14 protein-coding genes are annotated in these 17031 nt (G+C 68.5%); 7 read left to right on the forward strand and 7 right to left on the reverse strand.

The window, feature by feature from the left end:
• Positions 1-306: 306 nt before the first annotated feature.
• The 3 genes from M9945_RS15775 to M9945_RS15785 form a co-directional block, all read right to left on the reverse strand.
• Complete coding sequence (locus tag M9945_RS15775; RefSeq protein WP_367945361.1) at positions 307-2352, reverse strand: elongation factor G; 2046 nt, start codon at positions 2350-2352, stop codon at positions 307-309.
• A 199-nt stretch (positions 2353-2551) separates the two neighbouring features.
• The gene (locus M9945_RS15780; protein WP_367945362.1) at positions 2552-4078 is read right to left on the reverse strand and encodes a putative bifunctional diguanylate cyclase/phosphodiesterase; all 1527 of its coding nucleotides are present in this window, start codon (positions 4076-4078) and stop codon (positions 2552-2554) included.
• 128 nt (positions 4079-4206) lie between these two features.
• Positions 4207-5409 (reverse strand): pyridoxal phosphate-dependent aminotransferase, encoded by a 1203-nt coding sequence (locus M9945_RS15785; protein ID WP_367945363.1) that lies wholly within the window; start codon positions 5407-5409, stop codon positions 4207-4209.
• Between the two features lie 217 nt (positions 5410-5626).
• Here M9945_RS15785 and M9945_RS15790 point away from each other — a divergent pair, with 217 nt between their 5' ends.
• Positions 5627-6562 carry an EAL domain-containing protein gene (locus tag M9945_RS15790; RefSeq protein ID WP_367945364.1) on the forward strand — a complete coding sequence of 312 codons (936 nt, stop codon included), beginning with the start codon at positions 5627-5629 and terminating at the stop codon, positions 6560-6562.
• 13 nt (positions 6563-6575) lie between these two features.
• On the opposite strand, the gene M9945_RS15795 is transcribed toward M9945_RS15790, so the two are convergent.
• Positions 6576-6791: a hypothetical protein gene (locus M9945_RS15795; protein WP_367945365.1), complete on the reverse strand. Its 216-nt coding sequence runs from the start codon at positions 6789-6791 to the stop codon at positions 6576-6578.
• A gap of 262 nt (positions 6792-7053) precedes the next feature.
• Between M9945_RS15795 and M9945_RS15800 the strand changes: the two genes are divergently transcribed.
• Together M9945_RS15800 and M9945_RS15805 are read left to right on the forward strand one after the other, a co-directional pair.
• Positions 7054-7737 carry a transglycosylase SLT domain-containing protein gene (locus M9945_RS15800; RefSeq protein ID WP_367945366.1) on the forward strand — a complete coding sequence of 228 codons (684 nt, stop codon included), beginning with the start codon at positions 7054-7056 and terminating at the stop codon, positions 7735-7737.
• Positions 7738-7777: 40 nt separating this feature from the next.
• Positions 7778-8158, forward strand: coding sequence for a DoxX family protein (locus tag M9945_RS15805; protein WP_367945367.1), 381 nt, complete (start codon positions 7778-7780; stop codon positions 8156-8158).
• 20 nt (positions 8159-8178) lie between these two features.
• Here the strand turns inward: M9945_RS15805 and M9945_RS15810 are convergent, their stop codons facing one another.
• From M9945_RS15810 to M9945_RS15820, 3 genes are all read right to left on the reverse strand, one after another.
• A complete protein-coding gene (locus M9945_RS15810; protein WP_367945599.1) occupies positions 8179-8517 on the reverse strand; it encodes a hypothetical protein in 339 nt (112 codons plus the stop codon).
• Positions 8514-12008 (reverse strand): carbamoyl-phosphate synthase large subunit, encoded by a 3495-nt coding sequence (gene carB / locus M9945_RS15815; RefSeq protein WP_367945368.1) that lies wholly within the window; start codon positions 12006-12008, stop codon positions 8514-8516. Before carB ends, M9945_RS15810 begins: the two co-directional genes overlap by 4 nt.
• A gap of 227 nt (positions 12009-12235) precedes the next feature.
• Positions 12236-12775 (reverse strand): cytochrome b, encoded by a 540-nt coding sequence (locus M9945_RS15820; protein ID WP_367930664.1) that lies wholly within the window; start codon positions 12773-12775, stop codon positions 12236-12238.
• Between the two features lie 70 nt (positions 12776-12845).
• Between M9945_RS15820 and M9945_RS15825 the strand changes: the two genes are divergently transcribed.
• The 4 genes from M9945_RS15825 (at position 12846) to M9945_RS15840 (ending at position 17021) form a co-directional block, all read left to right on the forward strand.
• The gene (locus M9945_RS15825; protein ID WP_367945369.1) at positions 12846-13289 is read left to right on the forward strand and encodes a MarR family winged helix-turn-helix transcriptional regulator; all 444 of its coding nucleotides are present in this window, start codon (positions 12846-12848) and stop codon (positions 13287-13289) included.
• A 986-nt stretch (positions 13290-14275) separates the two neighbouring features.
• Complete coding sequence (locus M9945_RS15830; protein WP_367945370.1) at positions 14276-14947, forward strand: TetR/AcrR family transcriptional regulator; 672 nt, start codon at positions 14276-14278, stop codon at positions 14945-14947.
• The gene (locus M9945_RS15835; RefSeq protein WP_367945371.1) at positions 14944-16260 is read left to right on the forward strand and encodes a phenylacetate--CoA ligase family protein; all 1317 of its coding nucleotides are present in this window, start codon (positions 14944-14946) and stop codon (positions 16258-16260) included. Before M9945_RS15830 ends, M9945_RS15835 begins: the two co-directional genes overlap by 4 nt.
• Positions 16257-17021, forward strand: a complete 765-nt coding sequence (locus M9945_RS15840) for an enoyl-CoA hydratase/isomerase family protein (protein ID WP_367930669.1) — start codon at positions 16257-16259, stop codon at positions 17019-17021. The genes M9945_RS15835 and M9945_RS15840 overlap by 4 nt, the downstream gene beginning before the upstream one ends.
• Positions 17022-17031: the final 10 nt, after the last annotated feature.

Raw genomic sequence — 17031 nt, forward strand, 5'->3', positions numbered from 1 at the left:
GCGGCGAAAGCTCATATCCTAATCATCTCCCGGGCGCATTCCTCCTCCCATTGGCGCCCGCGAGTGTTCCCCTCTGGAGGTTTTGCCTACGGGCGCTTCCAATATTCAAGCCGGGTCGTTTCGATCCGGCTTTTTTTTGCCTTCACACCAGCTTCGATGCTGCCCTGCACAATAAGTCGGCAGGCTGCTCCCGAAACGAAAACCGCGCCGGGCGGTGCCGGCGCGGTCCATCTTTTGTTTAGACGCAATTCCGGACGGAAAACCGCTTCCACTTTTCCTGGAATTGCTCTGGCATCGGGCAGTCCGTCAGGCCGCCTTGCCGTGCGCGCTCATCACCTCGTCGGCGAGCCGGCCGGTCAGCTCGGCCATGTGGTCGAACTCGGCCGCGTAGGACGCGACGCCCGCGGTGGCCGAGCGCAGCTCGACGATCAGGCTGCCGATCTCGGCCTGCGGCATCAGCGCCTCGACCACGTCCCAGCCGGGCCAGCCCGGGCGGCCGTCGAAGCCGAGGATCTGGCCGCGCCGCTGCGGCACCAGCGCCGTCACCTTGGCGGTGGCGTCCGAGGGGGTGAAGATCTGCACCTTCAGGATCGGCTCCAGCAGCACCGGCGAGCAGGCGGCCATGCCCTCCTTCATGCCGATGCGCGCGGCCTGTTGGAACGCCATGTCGGAGGAATCGACCGTATGGTACGAGCCGTCGGCGAGGTTGACCGCGACGTCCACCACCGGAAAGCCGAGCGGCCCGGATTTCAGGTAGTCGCGGATGCCGGCCTCGACCGAGGGGATGTACTGCTTGGGCACGACGCCGCCGGTGATGGTGTCGGTGAACTCGAATCCCGAGCCGCGCGGTAGTGGCTTGATGTCGAGCACTACGTCGCCGAACTGGCCGTGGCCGCCCGACTGCTTCTTGTGCCGGCCGCGCTGCGTGACCGGTTTGCGGATGGTCTCGCGATAGGGCACGCGCGGCGGGTGCGCTTCGACGGCGATCTGGTACTTGCCCTCCAGCCGCTCGACGGTGACGCGCAGATGCATCTCGCCATGGCCGGAGATGATCGTCTCGCCGGTGTCCTGGTTCTGCTCGACGGTGATCGAGGGGTCTTCCTGGATCAGCTTCTGCAGGCTGGCGGACAGCTTGACGTCGTCCTTGCGCTCCTTCGGGCGCAGGGCGAGGGTGTAGACCGGCGCCGGCGCATCGAAGGCGACGAGCGGCGCGACGCCCCGCGCCGTCGACAGCGTGTCGCCGGTGGCGATGTCGTCGAGCTTGCCCAGCGCCACCGTCTCGCCTTCCTCGGCGGCGGAGAGCTTGGTCTGGTCCTTGCCGAGCAGGCGGTAGATGCCGGAAATCTTCCCCGTCCCGCCGCTCGACGCATGGATTTCGGTGGCGTCGGCCACGCGGCCGGCCAGCACGCGGGCGACCGAAAGCTTGCCGCCATGCGGCGTGTGGATCGTCTTCATCACCTGAAGCAGCGGCTTGCCGGCTTCGGCGCCGAGCCGCCCCCGCGTCGCCTCGACATCGGGCGCGTCGTGGCGGATGGCCTTCAGCAGGCGCATGATGCCGTTGCCCTTCTCGGCCGAGCCGATCAGCACCGGGGTGATCGCACCGTCGCGCAGGTCGGCGGCGAGGTCGTCGAACACCTCGTCGCGCGGCGGCTCGATCTCCTCCAGCAATTGCTCCATCAGCGCGTCGTCATGGTCGGCCAGCGCCTCCAGCATCGAGAAGCGGGCCTCGATCTCGCGCGCCTTCTCGTCGTCGGGAATCTCGGCGACCTCGCTCTCGGCGTGCTCGCGCCAGACATAGGCGCGCTCCAGCGCGAGGTCGATCGAGCCGACGACGATGCCGTCCTTGCGCAGCGGTATCTGGCGCAGCAGCAGCGGCGTCGTCGAGGCCGGCTGGAGCAGCTTCAGCGTCTCGCGCACGCCGGCCGTCGCCTTGTCGATCTTGTTGAGGAAGAGGAGCCGCGGCACGCCCATCTCGTCGAGCTGGCGCATAATGAGCTGGAGCGCGGGAAACTTCTTCTCGTCCGGCTCGGCGACGACCACGGCAAGGTCGCAGGCCGCGAGAACCGGCTTCGCCTCGGAGGCGAACTCGATCGAGCCGGGGCAGTCGACGAAGGTGATGCTCTCGCCCATGAAGTCGGTGGTGGCGACGGCGGTCTCGACGCTCATCAGATGGGCGCGGGCCTCGGGCGAATGGTCGCCCACCGTGCTGCCGGACGAAACCGCGTTCTGGCGCGCTATCGCCCGGGTGCGGGCCAGAAGCGCCTCAAGAAGCGTCGTCTTTCCGCTTGAGAAGGGACCGACAATGGCCACGCATTTCGGTCCCTTGCGTCGTTCTCCGGCTCTTTTACCCATGTACCTCACTCCCTCGCGCGCGTTGCGTCGTGAGCGGCGGGCGGTAAGGCCGTGATGGCCTTGCGGCCGTCGCAGGCGCCCGGCGGCGCTGCGGCCGCCAAGGCCATGCAGGCATCGTCACACGGCTAACGGACGAGGGCAAGGGGGCAGGGAGGGGGAAGGGCGGGGCGCGGCGTCGCACCGCCTTCCCTTAGCGCGGTCAGCCGGCGAGCGCCACCGGCTCCCGGCCGCGGAAGAATGCGGCGAGCGCCTCCTTCGGGGCCGGGCGGGCGATGTGATAGCCCTGGAAGCGGTTGCAGCCGGCAGCCCGCGCCAGCGCGAGGTCGCCTTCGGTCTCGATGCCCTCGGCGACGATGACGAGATGCTGGATATGGGCGATCTGCGCCAGCGCCGAGACGAAGACGCGTGCCACCTCGTCATGCGACAGGCTCTTGATGTAAGAGCGGTCGATCTTGATCGCGTCTATCGGCAGGGTCTTCAGATAGTTGAAGCCGCAGAAGCCGGTGCCGAAATCATCGAGCGCGACGCGGAAGCCCATGGCGCGGGCGGCCTCCAGCCGGCGCAGGATCTCCGGCGTCGCGGCGGTGGCGGCGGTTTCGGTGATCTCGAGGACGAAGCGGCCGGCCTCGCAGCCCGTCTCCTCCAGCACGCGCCCGAGCATGGCGACGAACTCGTCGCGCTTCAGCTGCTCGCCGGAGACGTTGATGCTGATGCGGCAGCCGGGGAAGGCGGCGCTGTCGAGGCAGGCGCGGCGGAAGACCCACGCGCCGAGCGTGTCGATCAGGCTCGTCGCCTCGGCGACGGGGATGAACTCGCCGGGCGGGATCAGGCCGCGCACCGGATGGCGCCAGCGCACCAGCCCCTCGACCGCATAGGTCGAGCCGTCGGCGTTGACGACCGGCTGGTAGTGCAGCTCCAGCTCGTTGAGGTAGATGGCGGCGCGCAGCTCGCGCTCGATGAAGCGGCGGTGGCGCTTCTCTGCCAAGAGGTCGGTGTCGAAGACGGTCATGCGCCCGCGGCCATTGGCCTTGCTCTCGTAGAGCGCGAGGTCGGCCAGCAGCATCAGGTTGGCCGGCTGGCCGGCATGGGCGGGGGCGAGCGCCGCGCCCATGGAGACGGAGAGCGAGACCGTGTGCCCGTCATGGACCATGCCGGCGCGAAGCTGCTCCATCAGCAGGCGGCAGCGGGCCTCGGTGGCGGCGATGTCGCAATCGCGGATCAGGAGGGCGAATTCGTCGCCGCCGAGCCGGCCGATCATGACGTCGGGAAACAACTGGCCCATCAGCCTGACGAGGTGGGCGAGCGCCGCGTCGCCGAACGGATGGCCGAAGCTGTCGTTCAACTGCTTGAAATGGTCGAGATCGACCAGGACCAGCGTCGCCTGCCGCGGCGCGAGCGGCCGGCCGAGCGCGCGCTGCAATTCATCGAGGAACGCGCCGCGCATCATCGCCCCGGTCAGCGCGTCGGTGTTCATGATGCGCGCGGTCTCGATCTCGTCCATCGAGGCGCGGCGAAGCCGCTCGCCGATGGTGCGCTGGAGGTAATAGAGGATGACGATGGCGGCGAGGCTGACGGCGAGGCAGAAGGCGAGCGCCGAGGCCAGCATGCCGGTATCGCCCAAGGCGGCGAGCGACCAGGCGAGCGTCAGCGCGCTGGCGGCGAAAAGCGCCTGGAGCACGTAATAGCCGCGCTTGCTGTGGTTCCTGATGGTGGTGAAGATGCTCATTGCCGCCCGCCCGCTGATAATCCGTCGGCGGCGACCCTAGCGGGACGACTTTAAGGAGCGGTTGAGCGAATATGAAACTTTCATGACACGCGGCGGGTTCGCCGCGTGTCGTGAAGGCTGGCCGGCGCCTACACCAGCGAGGCGGTGAAGCGCTGGATGCGCGTGCAGGCGTCCTCCAGCAGCGCCTCGGAGGTGGCATAGGAGATGCGGAAGTTGGGGCCGAGGCCGAAGGCCGAGCCGTGCACCACCGCAACGCCTTCCGCCTCGAGAAGCTCGGCGACGAAATCCTCGTCGGTCTCGATCACCTTGCCGGCCTGCGTCTTCTTGCCGATCAGCGCCGCGCAGGAGGGGTAGACGTAGAACGCGCCTTCCGGCGTCGGGCAGGAGATGCCACGCGCCTGGTTGAGCATCGACACGACGAGGTCGCGCCGGTTCTGGAAGATCGCCTTGTTCTTGTGGATGAAGTCCTGCGGGCCGTTCAGCGCCTCGACGGAGGCCCACTGGGCGATGGTGCAGGCGCCCGACGTCTGCTGGCCCTGGATCATGTCCATCGCCTTGATCAGCGGCAGCGGGCCGGCGGCGTAGCCGATGCGCCAGCCGGTCATGGCGTAGGCCTTCGAGACGCCGTTCATGGTCAGGGTGCGCTCGTAGAGCGCCGGCTCGACCTCGGCGATGGTGCGGAAGGTGAAATCGCCATAGGTCAGGTGCTCGTACATGTCGTCGGTCAGCACCCAGACCTGCGGGTGCTTCATCAAGACGGCGGCGATGTCCTTCAGCTCGGCCTCGGTGTAGGCCGCGCCCGACGGGTTCGACGGCGAGTTGAGGACGAGCCACTTGGTCTTCGCCGTGACGACCTTCTCCAGCGCCGCGCCGGTCAGCTTGAAGCCGTTTTCGATCGAGGTCTCGGCGAAGGCCGGGGTGCCGCCGCACAGCGCGACCATTTCCGGGTAGCTGACCCAGTAGGGGCGCGGGATGACGACCTCGTCGCCGGGGTTCAGCGTCGCCATGAAGGCGTTGAACAGGATCTGCTTGCCGCCGGTGCCGACGATGGTCTGCTCCGGCTTGTAATCGAGATTGTTCTCGCGCTTGAACTTCTGCGCGATCGCCTCGCGCAGCGGCGCGATGCCGGAGACCGGCGGATACTTGGTCTCGCCGCGCCTGATCGCCTCGATCGCCGCGTTCTTGACGTTGTCGGGAGTGTCGAAATCCGGCTCGCCCGCGCCGAGCGAGATCACGTCGCGGCCTTTCGCCTTCAGCTCGCGCGCTTTCTGCGTCACCGCTATGGTTGCGGAAGGCTTCACGCGGGAAAGGGCATCGGCAAGGAAGGCCATGACGAAATATCTCCGGTTCGGGGTCAGGCCGCCGCTCGCGGCCCGCGCGCTCAATGCCGCATCTGCGCCCGTCGCGCAAGCGCGGCCATGCGCCGGAGGCGTCAAAATGCGGGCAAGCCGCGCGTTAACAGACGGTAAAACCTTTGGTGGGAAGCTCGGCGGTTAGGCAATTACGCCAGTTCGGGCGGCCGGCACCGGCTGCCCATCGTGAGGCAGCGTGGCGCGCAGCACCGTCCTTGCCCATATCGTGCGGCACGACGACCGCACCGCCAGCGGCGCGTGGGCCGGCTATGCGCTGCAATCCGCCTTCCAGCCCATCTTCGCCTTCAGCCGGGGACAGCTCGAAATCGCCGCCTTCGAGGGGTTGATCCGGCCGTTCCGCGACGGCGCAAGCGTCCCGCCGCTCGAATTCTTCCACTCCGTTCCGGCGGGCGAGCGGTTCGCGGTCGAGACGCTGACGCGCACGCTGCACCTTCTCAACGCCGGATCGTTCCTGAAGCCGCCGGCGATGCTGTTCGTCAATTTCGATCCTTCGGTGTTCCTCGACCGGGAGCTGGCGGAGACGGCGCTGCGCGACATGCGGCTGACGCTGCACGAGGCCGGCATCGACCCGCGCCGCGTGGTCTGCGAGGTGACGGAGAAACGCTCCGCCTCCGAGCCCGCGCTCGCCGCCTTCGTCTCGGCGCTGCGCAGCCACGGCTTCCGCATCGCCGTCGACGATTACGGGGCCGAGGAATCGGACATGGAGCGGGTGGCCGCGCTCAGGCCCGATATCGTCAAGTTCGACGCGAAATGGATCGGCCGATTGATGGACACGCGGCCGGGCTTCGCCCTGCTCAAGGTGATGGTGCGGGAATTCTCCTCACGCGGCGTCGGCATCGTCTTCGAGGGCATCGAGGACCGGCGCCAGCTCGAGCTGGCCGAAAAGGCGGGCGCGGACATGGTGCAGGGGTTCGCGCTGGCGCGGCCGGCGCTGGTGCCGGTCGATTTCTCGGCCTTCGCCCATGTCGGCGACGATGCCGGCGTGCGCGCCGGCCGGGGCGAAACCCGCCCGCGGGCCGACCATCGGGATGGCGATCACGATGCCTCGGCCCACCTTCCGCAGCGGACGGCGCAGGCGCACAGGCCGTTCGGCCGCCGCGGCGAGGGGTAGGGCGCCGGCTGCTTCAATGCGCCTGGCTACGCTGCCGGTAGCCGTGATGACCCGCCAGCATGGCGACGACGTCGTTCAGCGCGTCGATGTCGACATAGTAGAAGCGGGAGAGCTGGACGGCGATCTCGTCCTCGGCGAAGCCGCGGGCCATGAGGAACTCCGCGGCGACCACAAGTTCCTCGCGCTCGGTCAGTCGGCGCTTCGGCGCGCCGTCCATCGGTAGAAGCATCTTCGTTCCCTGTCATCGTTTCTTGTGATCGAGACGCGCAAAAACGCGAACGGAAACCTTCACAGAACTCGAAACAGAAGGACGATTACTTCGCTCTCCACGGGGACAGCCACGATACGACGAATCGCGACTTGATTATGCCATATGAGCGGCGGCTCACAAACATTTCCCGCATGCACCGGATGTTACTTGCGGGGCAGGGGCAGGAAGTGATACGTCGCAATCGGCGGGGGAATGGATCGACGAGCAGGAAACATCCGCGTTGCCGCGATATCGTCTTCATTGCGTGGTGTGCGCCGTCGCGGTTTCGGCCGTGCTGGCCGGCTGCACCACGAGCGAGCTCGGCCTCGAGGGGCAGCAGCTTTCGCTCGCCGGCTCCGTCGCGGGCGACGACCCGGTCCTTCCCGACAGCGTTTCGGTGACGCCCTCCATTTTCTCGCTGGCGCAGGCGCAGGACGAGATGGTCGCGGTCGCCGAGCCGGCGGCCTATTCGGCTCCCGTTTCCGCCGGCGCTGCGGCGCTGGCCGCCGTCAGCTCCGCGCCCGCCGGCAAGGTCGCGGCGCGCAGCCCCGAGCTCGACGCGCTGATCGCCCGCTATGCCGGCCATCATGAAATCCCGGTCGAGCTGCTGCGGCGCGTGGTCAAGCGCGAAAGCACCTTCAATCCGGCGGCGCGCAACGGCCCCTATTGGGGCCTGATGCAGATCCTGCCGCAGACGGCGCGCACGATGGGCTATGACGGCCCGCCCGAAGGGCTGCTCGACGCCGAGACCAACCTGAAATATGCCGGGCGCTACCTGCGCGGGGCCTATATCGTCGCCGAAGGCGATCACGACCTCGCGGTGCGCTACTACGCGCGCGGCTACTATTACGACGCCAAGCGCAAGGGCCTCCTGGAGGCGACCGGGCTGGGCAAGGACCGGCGCAGGATGCGGCGCGACGGTTAAATCAGGCCGGGGGGCTTGTTTTTCGGGCGGATCGGTTTCCATGGGCGATGTGCGGAAAGTCCTCTACTATCTCGCGACTCTGGCCTTCACCGGCTTCTATCTCTTCAGCGTCTACGGCTATCTGACGCAGCACGATTTCTGGGCCGCGGAATATGCGCGGCTCGGCTATCCGGCCTATCTCGTCGGGATCATGAGCGTGGTGAAGCCGCTCGGCGTGCTGGCGGTGTGGGTGCGCCGTCCGCTCTGGCTGGCGCAACTCGCCTATGCCGGCTTCTTCTATCACCTACTGCTGGCCGCCAACGCGCATTTCCAGCTCGGCGAGAGCGCCGCGCTGCTGGCGGTCGGGCTGCTCGCCTGCGTCGTCGTCTCGTTCCTGACGCAGAACGCCGCCCGCACGCCGGCCTTCCGTCCGGAAGGCTGATCCGGCCGCCGGGCGGCGGCTCAGACCGCGCCGCCGCGGCCGATCCTGCGTTTGATGTCCAGCGCCCAGGCGCGGCCCTCGTCGCCGCCCCACAGCAGCCATGCGATCCGCCCGGCCGAGGGGTTGTCGTCGTTGAAGAAGTTGCGGCCGCGCCTGTCGACCTCGTGGCGGGCGAAGTAGCTGATCATTCGCCGGATGGTCTCCGGCGTCAGCGCCCTGCGCTCGACCAGCTCGCGGGCGCGGGCGACGCCGATCTCGGTGCCGCCGCGCCCGTACCGCGCGCGCCAGGCGAGGCCCTGCGCGGCATTGTCCGCGACGGCGGCCGGCGGGGTGAAGTCGACCTCTTCCACCCGCTTCAGAAATAGGCCTGCAGCGGGCGCACCTCGAGCGAGCCGGCCTTCAGCGCGGCGATCGCCTCGGCGGCGGCCGCGGCGCCGGCCATCGTCGTGTAGTAGGGCACCTTCTGCATCAAGGTCGCGCGGCGCAGCGACTTCGAATCCGACACCGCGCTCTGGCTGTCGGTGGTGTTAAAGACGAGCTGAACCTGCCGGTTGCGGATGGCGTCCTCGATATGCGGGCGGCCTTCCAGCACCTTGTTGGTCTTCTCGGCCTTGACGCCGTTCTCGACCAGGAAACGCTGGGTGCCGCCGGTCGCCAGCACGCGGAAGCCGAGATCGGCCAGCCGCTTCACCGAGGGCAGCACCTTGGCCTTGTCCTCGTCGCGCACCGAGACGAACAGCGTGCCGGAACGCGGCAGGTCGACGCCGGCGCCGAGCTGGGCCTTGGCGAAGGCGAGCGCGAAGTCGGCGTCAAGGCCCATGACCTCGCCGGTCGACTTCATCTCGGGGCCCAGCAGCGTGTCGACGCCGGGGAAGCGGGCGAAGGGGAACACCGCCTCCTTGACCGCGATGTGGCGAAGCGTCTTGAGGTCCGGCCGGTCGCCGTAATGGCCGAAGGCGCCGTCGAGGCTCTCGCCGGCCATGACGCGGGCGGCGATCTTGGCCACGGGCCGGCCGATGGTCTTGGCGACGAAGGGCACGGTGCGCGAGGCGCGCGGGTTGACCTCCAGCACGAATATCTCGCCGTCCTTGATGGCGTATTGGACGTTCATCAGGCCGCCGACATGGAGCGCGCGGGCGAGCGCCGCGGTCTGCCGCTCCAGCTCGGCCACGGTCTGCGCGTCGAGCGAGCGCACCGGCAGCGAGCAGGCCGAATCGCCGGAATGGATGCCGGCCTCCTCGATGTGCTCCATGATGCCGGCGACATGGACGTCCTTGCCGTCGCACAGCGCGTCGACGTCGACCTCAATGGCTTCCGACAGATAGGTGTCGAACAGCAGCGGGTTCTTGCCGAGCAGGGTGTTGATCTGGCCGGTCTTGTCGTTGGGGTATTTCTGCTTGATGTCCTCGGGCACGAGGCCGGGAACGGTGTCGAGCAGGTAGGTCTGGAGCATGCCCTCGTCGTGGATGATCTGCATGGCGCGGCCGCCGAGCACGTAGGACGGGCGCACGACCAGCGGGAAGCCGAGCTCGCCGGCGACGGTGCGCGCCTGCTCGACCGACCAGGCGATGCCGTTGCGCGGCTGCTTCAAACCGAGCTTGACCAGCAGCTTCTGGAAGCGGTCGCGGTCTTCGGCGAGGTCGATCATGTCGGGCGAGGTGCCGAGGATCGGGATGCCGGCGCGCTCCAGCGCCTCGGCGAGCTTCAGCGGCGTCTGGCCGCCGAACTGGACGATGACGCCGTGCAGCGTGCCCTTCTGCTGTTCGGCGCGCAGGATCTCCAGCACGTCCTCCGGCGTCAGCGGCTCGAAATAGAGCCGGTCGGAGGTGTCGTAGTCGGTCGAGACCGTCTCCGGGTTGCAGTTGATCATGATCGATTCATAGCCGGCATCGGCCAGCGCGAAGGCGGCGTGGCAGCAGCAATAGTCGAACTCGATGCCCTGGCCGATGCGGTTGGGCCCGCCGCCGAGGATGACGACCTTCTTACGGTCCGAGACCTCGGCCTCGTCGGCCGGCGCGCCTGCGAACGGCGTCTCGTAGGTCGAGTACATGTAGGCGGTGGGCGAGGCGAACTCGGCGGCGCAGGTGTCGATGCGCTTGAAGACCGGGTGGACGCCGAGCTTTTCGCGAATCTTCTGAATCTCTTCCGCGTCCTTCTTCACCAGCGAGGCGAGGCGCGCGTCGGAGAAGCCCATGCCCTTCAGCATGCGCAGGTTCTGCGCGTCGGCCGGCAGGCCGTGGGCGCGGATTTTCTCCTCCATGGCGAGGATGTCGGCGATCTGGTCGAGGAACCACGGGTCGATGCGGCACATCTCGTGGACGTCTTCCAGCGAGGTGCCGGTGCGGATCGCCTGCGCCACCATGCGCAGCCGGTCCGGCGTCGGCGTGCCGAGCGCGGCACGGATGGCGTTGCGGTCGTCGCCTTGCCCAAGTCCCGGAATCTCGATCTCGTCGAGGCCGGTGAGCCCGGTCTCCAGCCCGCGCAGCGCCTTTTGCAGCGATTCGGCAAAGGTGCGGCCGATGGCCATGACCTCGCCGACCGACTTCATCGCCGTGGTCAGCACCGGCTCGGCGCCGGGGAATTTCTCGAAGGCGAAACGCGGGATCTTGGTGACGACATAGTCGATGGACGGCTCGAACGAGGCCGGCGTCGCGCCGCCGGTGATGTCGTTGTCGAGCTCGTCGAGCGTGTAGCCGACGGCAAGTTTGGCCGCGACCTTGGCGATGGGGAAGCCGGTCGCCTTCGACGCCAGCGCCGAGGAGCGCGAGACGCGCGGGTTCATCTCGATGACGACGAGGCGGCCGTCCGCCGGGTTGACGGCGAACTGGACGTTGGACCCGCCGGTCTCGACGCCGATCTCGCGCAGCACCGCGATCGAGGCCGAGCGCATGATCTGGTATTCGCGGTCGGTCAGGGTCAGCGCCGGCGCCACGGTGATCGAATCGCCGGTGTGGACGCCCATCGGGTCGACGTTCTCGATCGAGCAGATGATGATGCAGTTGTCCGCGCGGTCGCGGATCACCTCCATCTCGTATTCCTTCCAGCCGAGCACCGATTCCTCGATCAGCACCTCGGTCGTCGGCGAGGCGTCGAGGCCGGCCTGGACGATGTCGAAGAACTCGGCGCGGTTGTAGGCAATGCCGCCGCCGGTGCCGCCGAGGGTGAAGGAGGGGCGGATGATGGCCGGCAGGCCGACCTGGTCGAGCGCCTGCGCGGCGACGCCCATGGCGTGGGCCATGTAGCGCTGCTTGCGGTCGCCTTCGCCGAGGTTCCATTCGGTCTCCAGCACGTCGAGCGCGGCGTCGAGGTCGGCAGGGCCTCCGTCCTTGCCAAAACTGGCCTTCAGCTCGGCGCGGCGCGCCTCGTGCGCCTTGCGGTCGCCGTCCTTGACTTCCGTGGCGTTGGCCAGCACCGAGCGAGGCGTCTCCAGCCCGATCTTCTTCATCGCCTCGCGGAACAGGGCGCGGTCCTCGGCCTTGTCGATGGCCTCGGCGTTGGCGCCGATCATCTCGACATTGTAGCGTTCGAGCACGCCCATTCGGCGCAGCGACAGAGCGGTGTTCAATGCCGTCTGGCCGCCCATGGTGGGCAGCAGCGCGTCAGGCCGCTCCTTGGCGATGATCTTCGCCACCACTTCCGGGGTGATCGGCTCGATATAGGTTGCGTCGGCCAGCTCCGGGTCGGTCATGATCGTGGCCGGGTTGGAGTTGACCAGGATGACGCGGTAGCCTTCCTCGCGCAGCGCCTTGCACGCCTGCGTCCCCGAATAGTCGAACTCGCAGGCCTGGCCGATGACGATGGGGCCGGCCCCGATGATCAGGATCGACTTGATGTCGGTGCGCTTGGGCATGGGAGGTTCCGCTTTTCTCGGGCTTGCGCGAAGCGCCGGGACGGACCCCTCCCTTATGCGCTTACGCGCGCGGAAGGCCCGGCCGGCTCGTCGCACAGCAATTCTGATGACAGGCTAAGCGCGCCTTATAGGGGAAGCGGCGGGGGGAGGGAACCCCGAAACGGCGTGAATCCACCCCTGCCGGCAAAGCCTTCGGCGGCAGGGGTTTTCGGGCTCGTAAACGGCCTTCAGGAGCGGCCCAGCCCCATGCGCGCGAGCAGCCGGTCGCGCAGCACGAACTGGTGGTAGAGCGCGGCGCCGACATGGGCGAGCGTGAGCGCGATGAGCAGCATCGCGCCGAGGCCGTGGCCGGCGCGCGGCGGATAGCGCGTGAAATCGGGCAGGGGGCCGGCGCCGGCGCCCCAGACGATGTCGGCGGCACCGGACAAGGCCATCATGGCGATTCCACTTCCCGCCATCAGCAGGATCGCGAGGTAAAGCAGGCCATGGACGGCGGAGGAGGCTGCTTTCTGCCAGCGCGGCAGGCTCGTCGGGTAGGGCGGCTTCCGGTCGACGGCGACCCACCACAGGATGCGGGCGAGGGTGAGCGCCAGCACCGCGACGCCGACGGCGGTGTGGATACGCAGGATGCCGGCCTTGGCCACGTCGTCCACCATGCCGGCGGCGCGGAAGCCGGACAGGAGCAGCCCGAGGAGGGCGAGCGCGGTGATCCAGTGGATGGCGATGGGGACCGCGCCGTAGCGGTTTCCTGTGCTTCTGGCTGGCATCGGCTCGCTCCTTGTGTCGGGTACGACTTTTGGCTTATATAGCATGCAATGTAATTGGATAGCAAGCTATATGGTATGGATCGGGCGCGACAGATCGGCAGGCTACATGACCAACTGGGCGGCAAGGCTGTTCGCCCGCGCCATCGACCGGCGGCTGAAGCCGCTCGGCCTTTCCAGCGCCCATATGCCGGTGATGTTCGCGCTGGGCGACGGGCGGGAAATGTCGCAGAAGGCGCTGGCGCAGGCCGCTTCCATCGAGCAGCCGACCATGGCCGCGACCCTGTCGCGCATGGAGCGCGACGGGCTGGTGCAGCGCCGCCCCGACCCCGGCGACCGCCGGGCGATGCTGTTCTCGCTGACGCCGCAGGCGGCGGAAAAGGCCGACGCGGTCCATGCGGCGGCGGTCGCGGTCAACGCGCGTGCGCTGTCCGCGCTCGCGCCGCAGGAAAGGGATGCGTTTCTCGGCATGCTGGCGCGCGTGGTCGCCGGGCTGGGCGAGGACGAGCGGGGGTGAGCGGCGGCGGCGGTGTGCCGCCGTGCGCCGACTAGGCGTTCGTCAGCGGATATCCGCCGGGCGGCGCTCACGGCAGGACGTTATCCGTACGAGGAGGGATGCCGGCAGTTCGGATGAAGTCGAGGAGCCATGCTGTCGCTCTTGCGGGGAGGGGCGGGCTTCCGCACCTTCACGCGGGAACGCTCGGCTGCTTCCTCATGTTCGAAGAAGCGCGATCTTTGAGCGCCTGCGCTGCCCCTCATCCACCCTTCGGGCCGGCCCTGCGCTACGGCTCCGGCCCTCCGTCGCTCGAAAAGCCAAATCGTTGGCTTTTCGTCCGCTGCGCGGATCGCTCCTCACCCTCGTAAACGGGGAGAAGGAATGGCGGCCCCACCGCCGCATCCTCTTTGCCACGCTTGCAATTGGCGAAAGCAAGGACGGCAGCTTTCTTCTCCCCGTCTACGGGGAGAAGGTGGCGGCAGCCGGATGAGGGGCAGCGCCGTGGGCGCCGGTGATGCACAAGGCGCGACACGCTTTGGCGGCTTCAATAGCCGTATGCGGCTATCGTGACGGCATCTCACTGCATAGGGAAACCGAGCTCGATCTCATGCGGAGCATGCGACGGGCCTCGCGGCATTCCGGGGACATCGCCGGGGGGAAACGCGCCCATCACCCGCTGCGAGGGCAGGAAAGGCCGACTCAGCTTGCTCCCCCTCGAGGATGAGCACGCGCTTCCTCGCCTTGCCCATCCTGACGGGTTTGTTGCCAAGTTAAAAATGATATTGATATCATATTCATAAAACAGGTATTGTCTGGCCGGGCACGGCATGGGCCGGTTTTCGGCAGCTTCGGCAGCTTCGGCAGCTTCGGCAGCTTCGGCAGCTTCGGCAGCTTCGGCAGCTTCGGCAGCTTCGGCAGCTTCGGCAGCTTCGGCAGCTTCGGCAGCTTCGGCAGCTTCGGCTGCGCTGGCGAGGCGGGCCCGAAGACGAAACGGGAGGAACCGCAGGATGGCACAGGCCGCAGCACGGCACGAGGCATCCGGCTTCCGCTTCACCGATCGGCTGCTGGCAGAGGCAGCAAAGGGGAGGAAGGCGGAGCGGACACAGGCGCGGATACAGGCCGCCGCCTGCCGGCTGCTCGAGGATCGCGCGGCGACCGAGCTGAAGGTCGCCGAGATCTGCGCCGGGGCCGGGCTCGCGCACGGCACCTTCTACATCTATTTCCGCGACGTGCGCCACCTGATGGCGCAGACGCTGACCGCCTTCGTCGCCTTCATGCAGGCCTCGATGCGCGGGGCCGCGCGCATCGGCGGGCGCGACCGAATCCGCGCCTCCAACACCGCCTATTTCGGCCTGTTCGAGGACAATGCCGGGCTGATGCGCTGCCTCGTCTCGCGGCAGGACGATTTTCCCGAGGCGGCGCAGGCCTTCCAGATGCTGAACCGCGACTGGGCGCAGACCGTGGTCGAGGCGCGGCTGCGCCAGCTCGCCCGCGAGGGCCGCGCCGCGCCGCCGCGCGAGGAGCTGATGCGGCGCGCCTACGCGCTCGGCGGCATGGTCGACCAGTACCTGATCGCGCTGCTTTTCGGCCGCGACGGGACCTTGGCGGAGATATCGAGGGATCGCGAGGCGGTGGTCGCCACGCTCAGCCTGATCTGGGAACGGGGAATGGAACCATGACGCCTGTCGGTGGCCTTGTCGAACGAGCCGAATTCATGACGCCGGCCGCGCTGCGCCCCCGCCAGGCGGCGGCGTGGCGCGCGCAGGCGCGGCATGTCGCGGAAAACTCCGCCTTCTACCGGGCGCTGTGGGGCCATGCCGCGCCGCCGCCGGAGCTTGCGCGCCTCGCCGAGCTGCCGCTTTCCGACAAGGCGCAGCTTCGCCTGTCGCAGGCGGCGCACCCGCCCTTCGGCGATTATCTCGCCGCGCCGCGCGCCATGGCCAGCCGGCTGCACCGCACCTCGGGCACCACGGGCCAGGCGATGAACCTCGCGCTCTCGGCGCGCGACTGCCGCATCACCGAGGCGGTGGGCGGGCGCGGCCATGCGGCGGCGGGGCTGACGGCGCAGCACACCGTCGTCCACTGCCTCAACTACCAGATGTGGATGGGCGGCGTCACCGACCACATGACGCTGGAGGCGACGGGCGCGCTCGTCGTTCCCTTCGGCGTCGGCGGCACCGAGCTCCTGATCCGCACCATCCGCGAGGTCGGCATCAATGCCATCTCCTGCACGCCGTCCTATCCGGCGGTGCTGGAGCGGACGCTGGCCGAAAAATTCCCCGGCCTCGCGCCGCGCGATCTCGGCCTCAAGCTCGGCCTGTTCGGCGGCGAGGCCGGGCTCGACGACGCGGCGTTGCGGGCGCGCATCCGCGAAACGTGGGGCATGGAGCCGCGCAACGCCAATTACGGCGTCTCCGACGTGTTCTCCAACTTCGCCGCCCAGTGCGAGCACGACACGCGGCTGCACTTCATGGCCGCCGACGTGCTGTGGCCGGAGCTGGTCGACCCCGACACGACCCGGCCGCTGCCGCTGGAAAAGGGCGCGAAGGGCGAGCTGGTGCTGACGCATCTGGTGCGCGACTGCCAGCCGCTGGTGCGCTTCCGCACCGGCGACATCGTCGCTGTCGACGAGACGGAGCCGTGCCGCTGCGGCCGCACCGGCTTCCGCTTCCGCGTCGTCGGGCGCAGCGACGACATGGTGGTGGTGCGGGGCCTGAACCTCTTCCCGACCATGGTGTCGGCCGTGCTGAGCGAGATCGGCGAGCTTTCCGGCGACTACCGCATCGTCCTCGACGCGCCGCCGCCCCATGACCGGCTGCCGCTCCATGTCGAGCGGGCGAAGGGCTCGCCCGACTCGCCCGGCCTTGCCGCGCGGGTGGCGGCGGCGATGAAGGAGAAACTCGGCGCGTCGGCCGAGGTGACGGTGCTGCCGCCCGGCAGCTTTCCCGTCACCGAGGGCAAGACGAAGCGCGTGATCAGGAGCGAGCCATGAGCGATTTCACCTATGCGACCGTCAGGAGCGTGCCTGAGGACGGCGGCGTGCGCCGCATCGTCCTCAACCGGCCCGGGCAGCTCAACGCGATGAACCGGGCGCTGCTCGACGACGTCGCCCGCGCCTTCGACGAGGCCAACGCCGATCCGGCGACGCGCGCCATCGTCTTCACCGGCGAGGGCAGGGCGTTCTGCGCCGGCGACGACCGGCACGAGCACGCCCACCCTGAAAGCGAGGAGGAGGCGCGCGACCTGGTCGAGGCGATCCAGCGCGCCACCCGCGCGATCTCGCTCGGCCCCAAGCCGGTGGTCGGCGCGATCAACGGCTGGGCGGTGGGCGGCGGCTTCGAATGGGCGGTCAACTGCGATTTCCCGATCTGGGCCGAAAGCGCGAAAGGCTTCTTTCCCGAGGTCTCGCTCAACATCTTCGTCACCGGCGCGGTGACGTCGCTGCTGCCGGCGATGGTCGGGCTGCTGAAGGCGCGCGAGATGCTGTTCCTCGGCGAGCGCTACGACGCGGCGGAGCTGCTGCGGCTCGGCGTCGCCTGGCGCGTGGTGCCCGACGCGGCGTTGCAGGACGAGGCGCTGGCGCTGGCGCGCCGGCTCGCCGCGCTGCCGGCGCTTTCGGTGCGGGCGATGAAGCGCACGCTCAATGCCACGGCCGCGAGCGACATCCACCGGGCGCTGGCGCTGGAGACGGACGCCACGGTCGCCGGCTTCCTCGATCCCGAGACGACGCGGCGGCTGAAGGCGTTCGCCTGACCGCGCGGGA

Source organism: Aquamicrobium sp. (genome assembly GCF_023954335.1).
Classification (GTDB): Bacteria; Pseudomonadota; Alphaproteobacteria; order Rhizobiales; family Rhizobiaceae; genus Aerobium.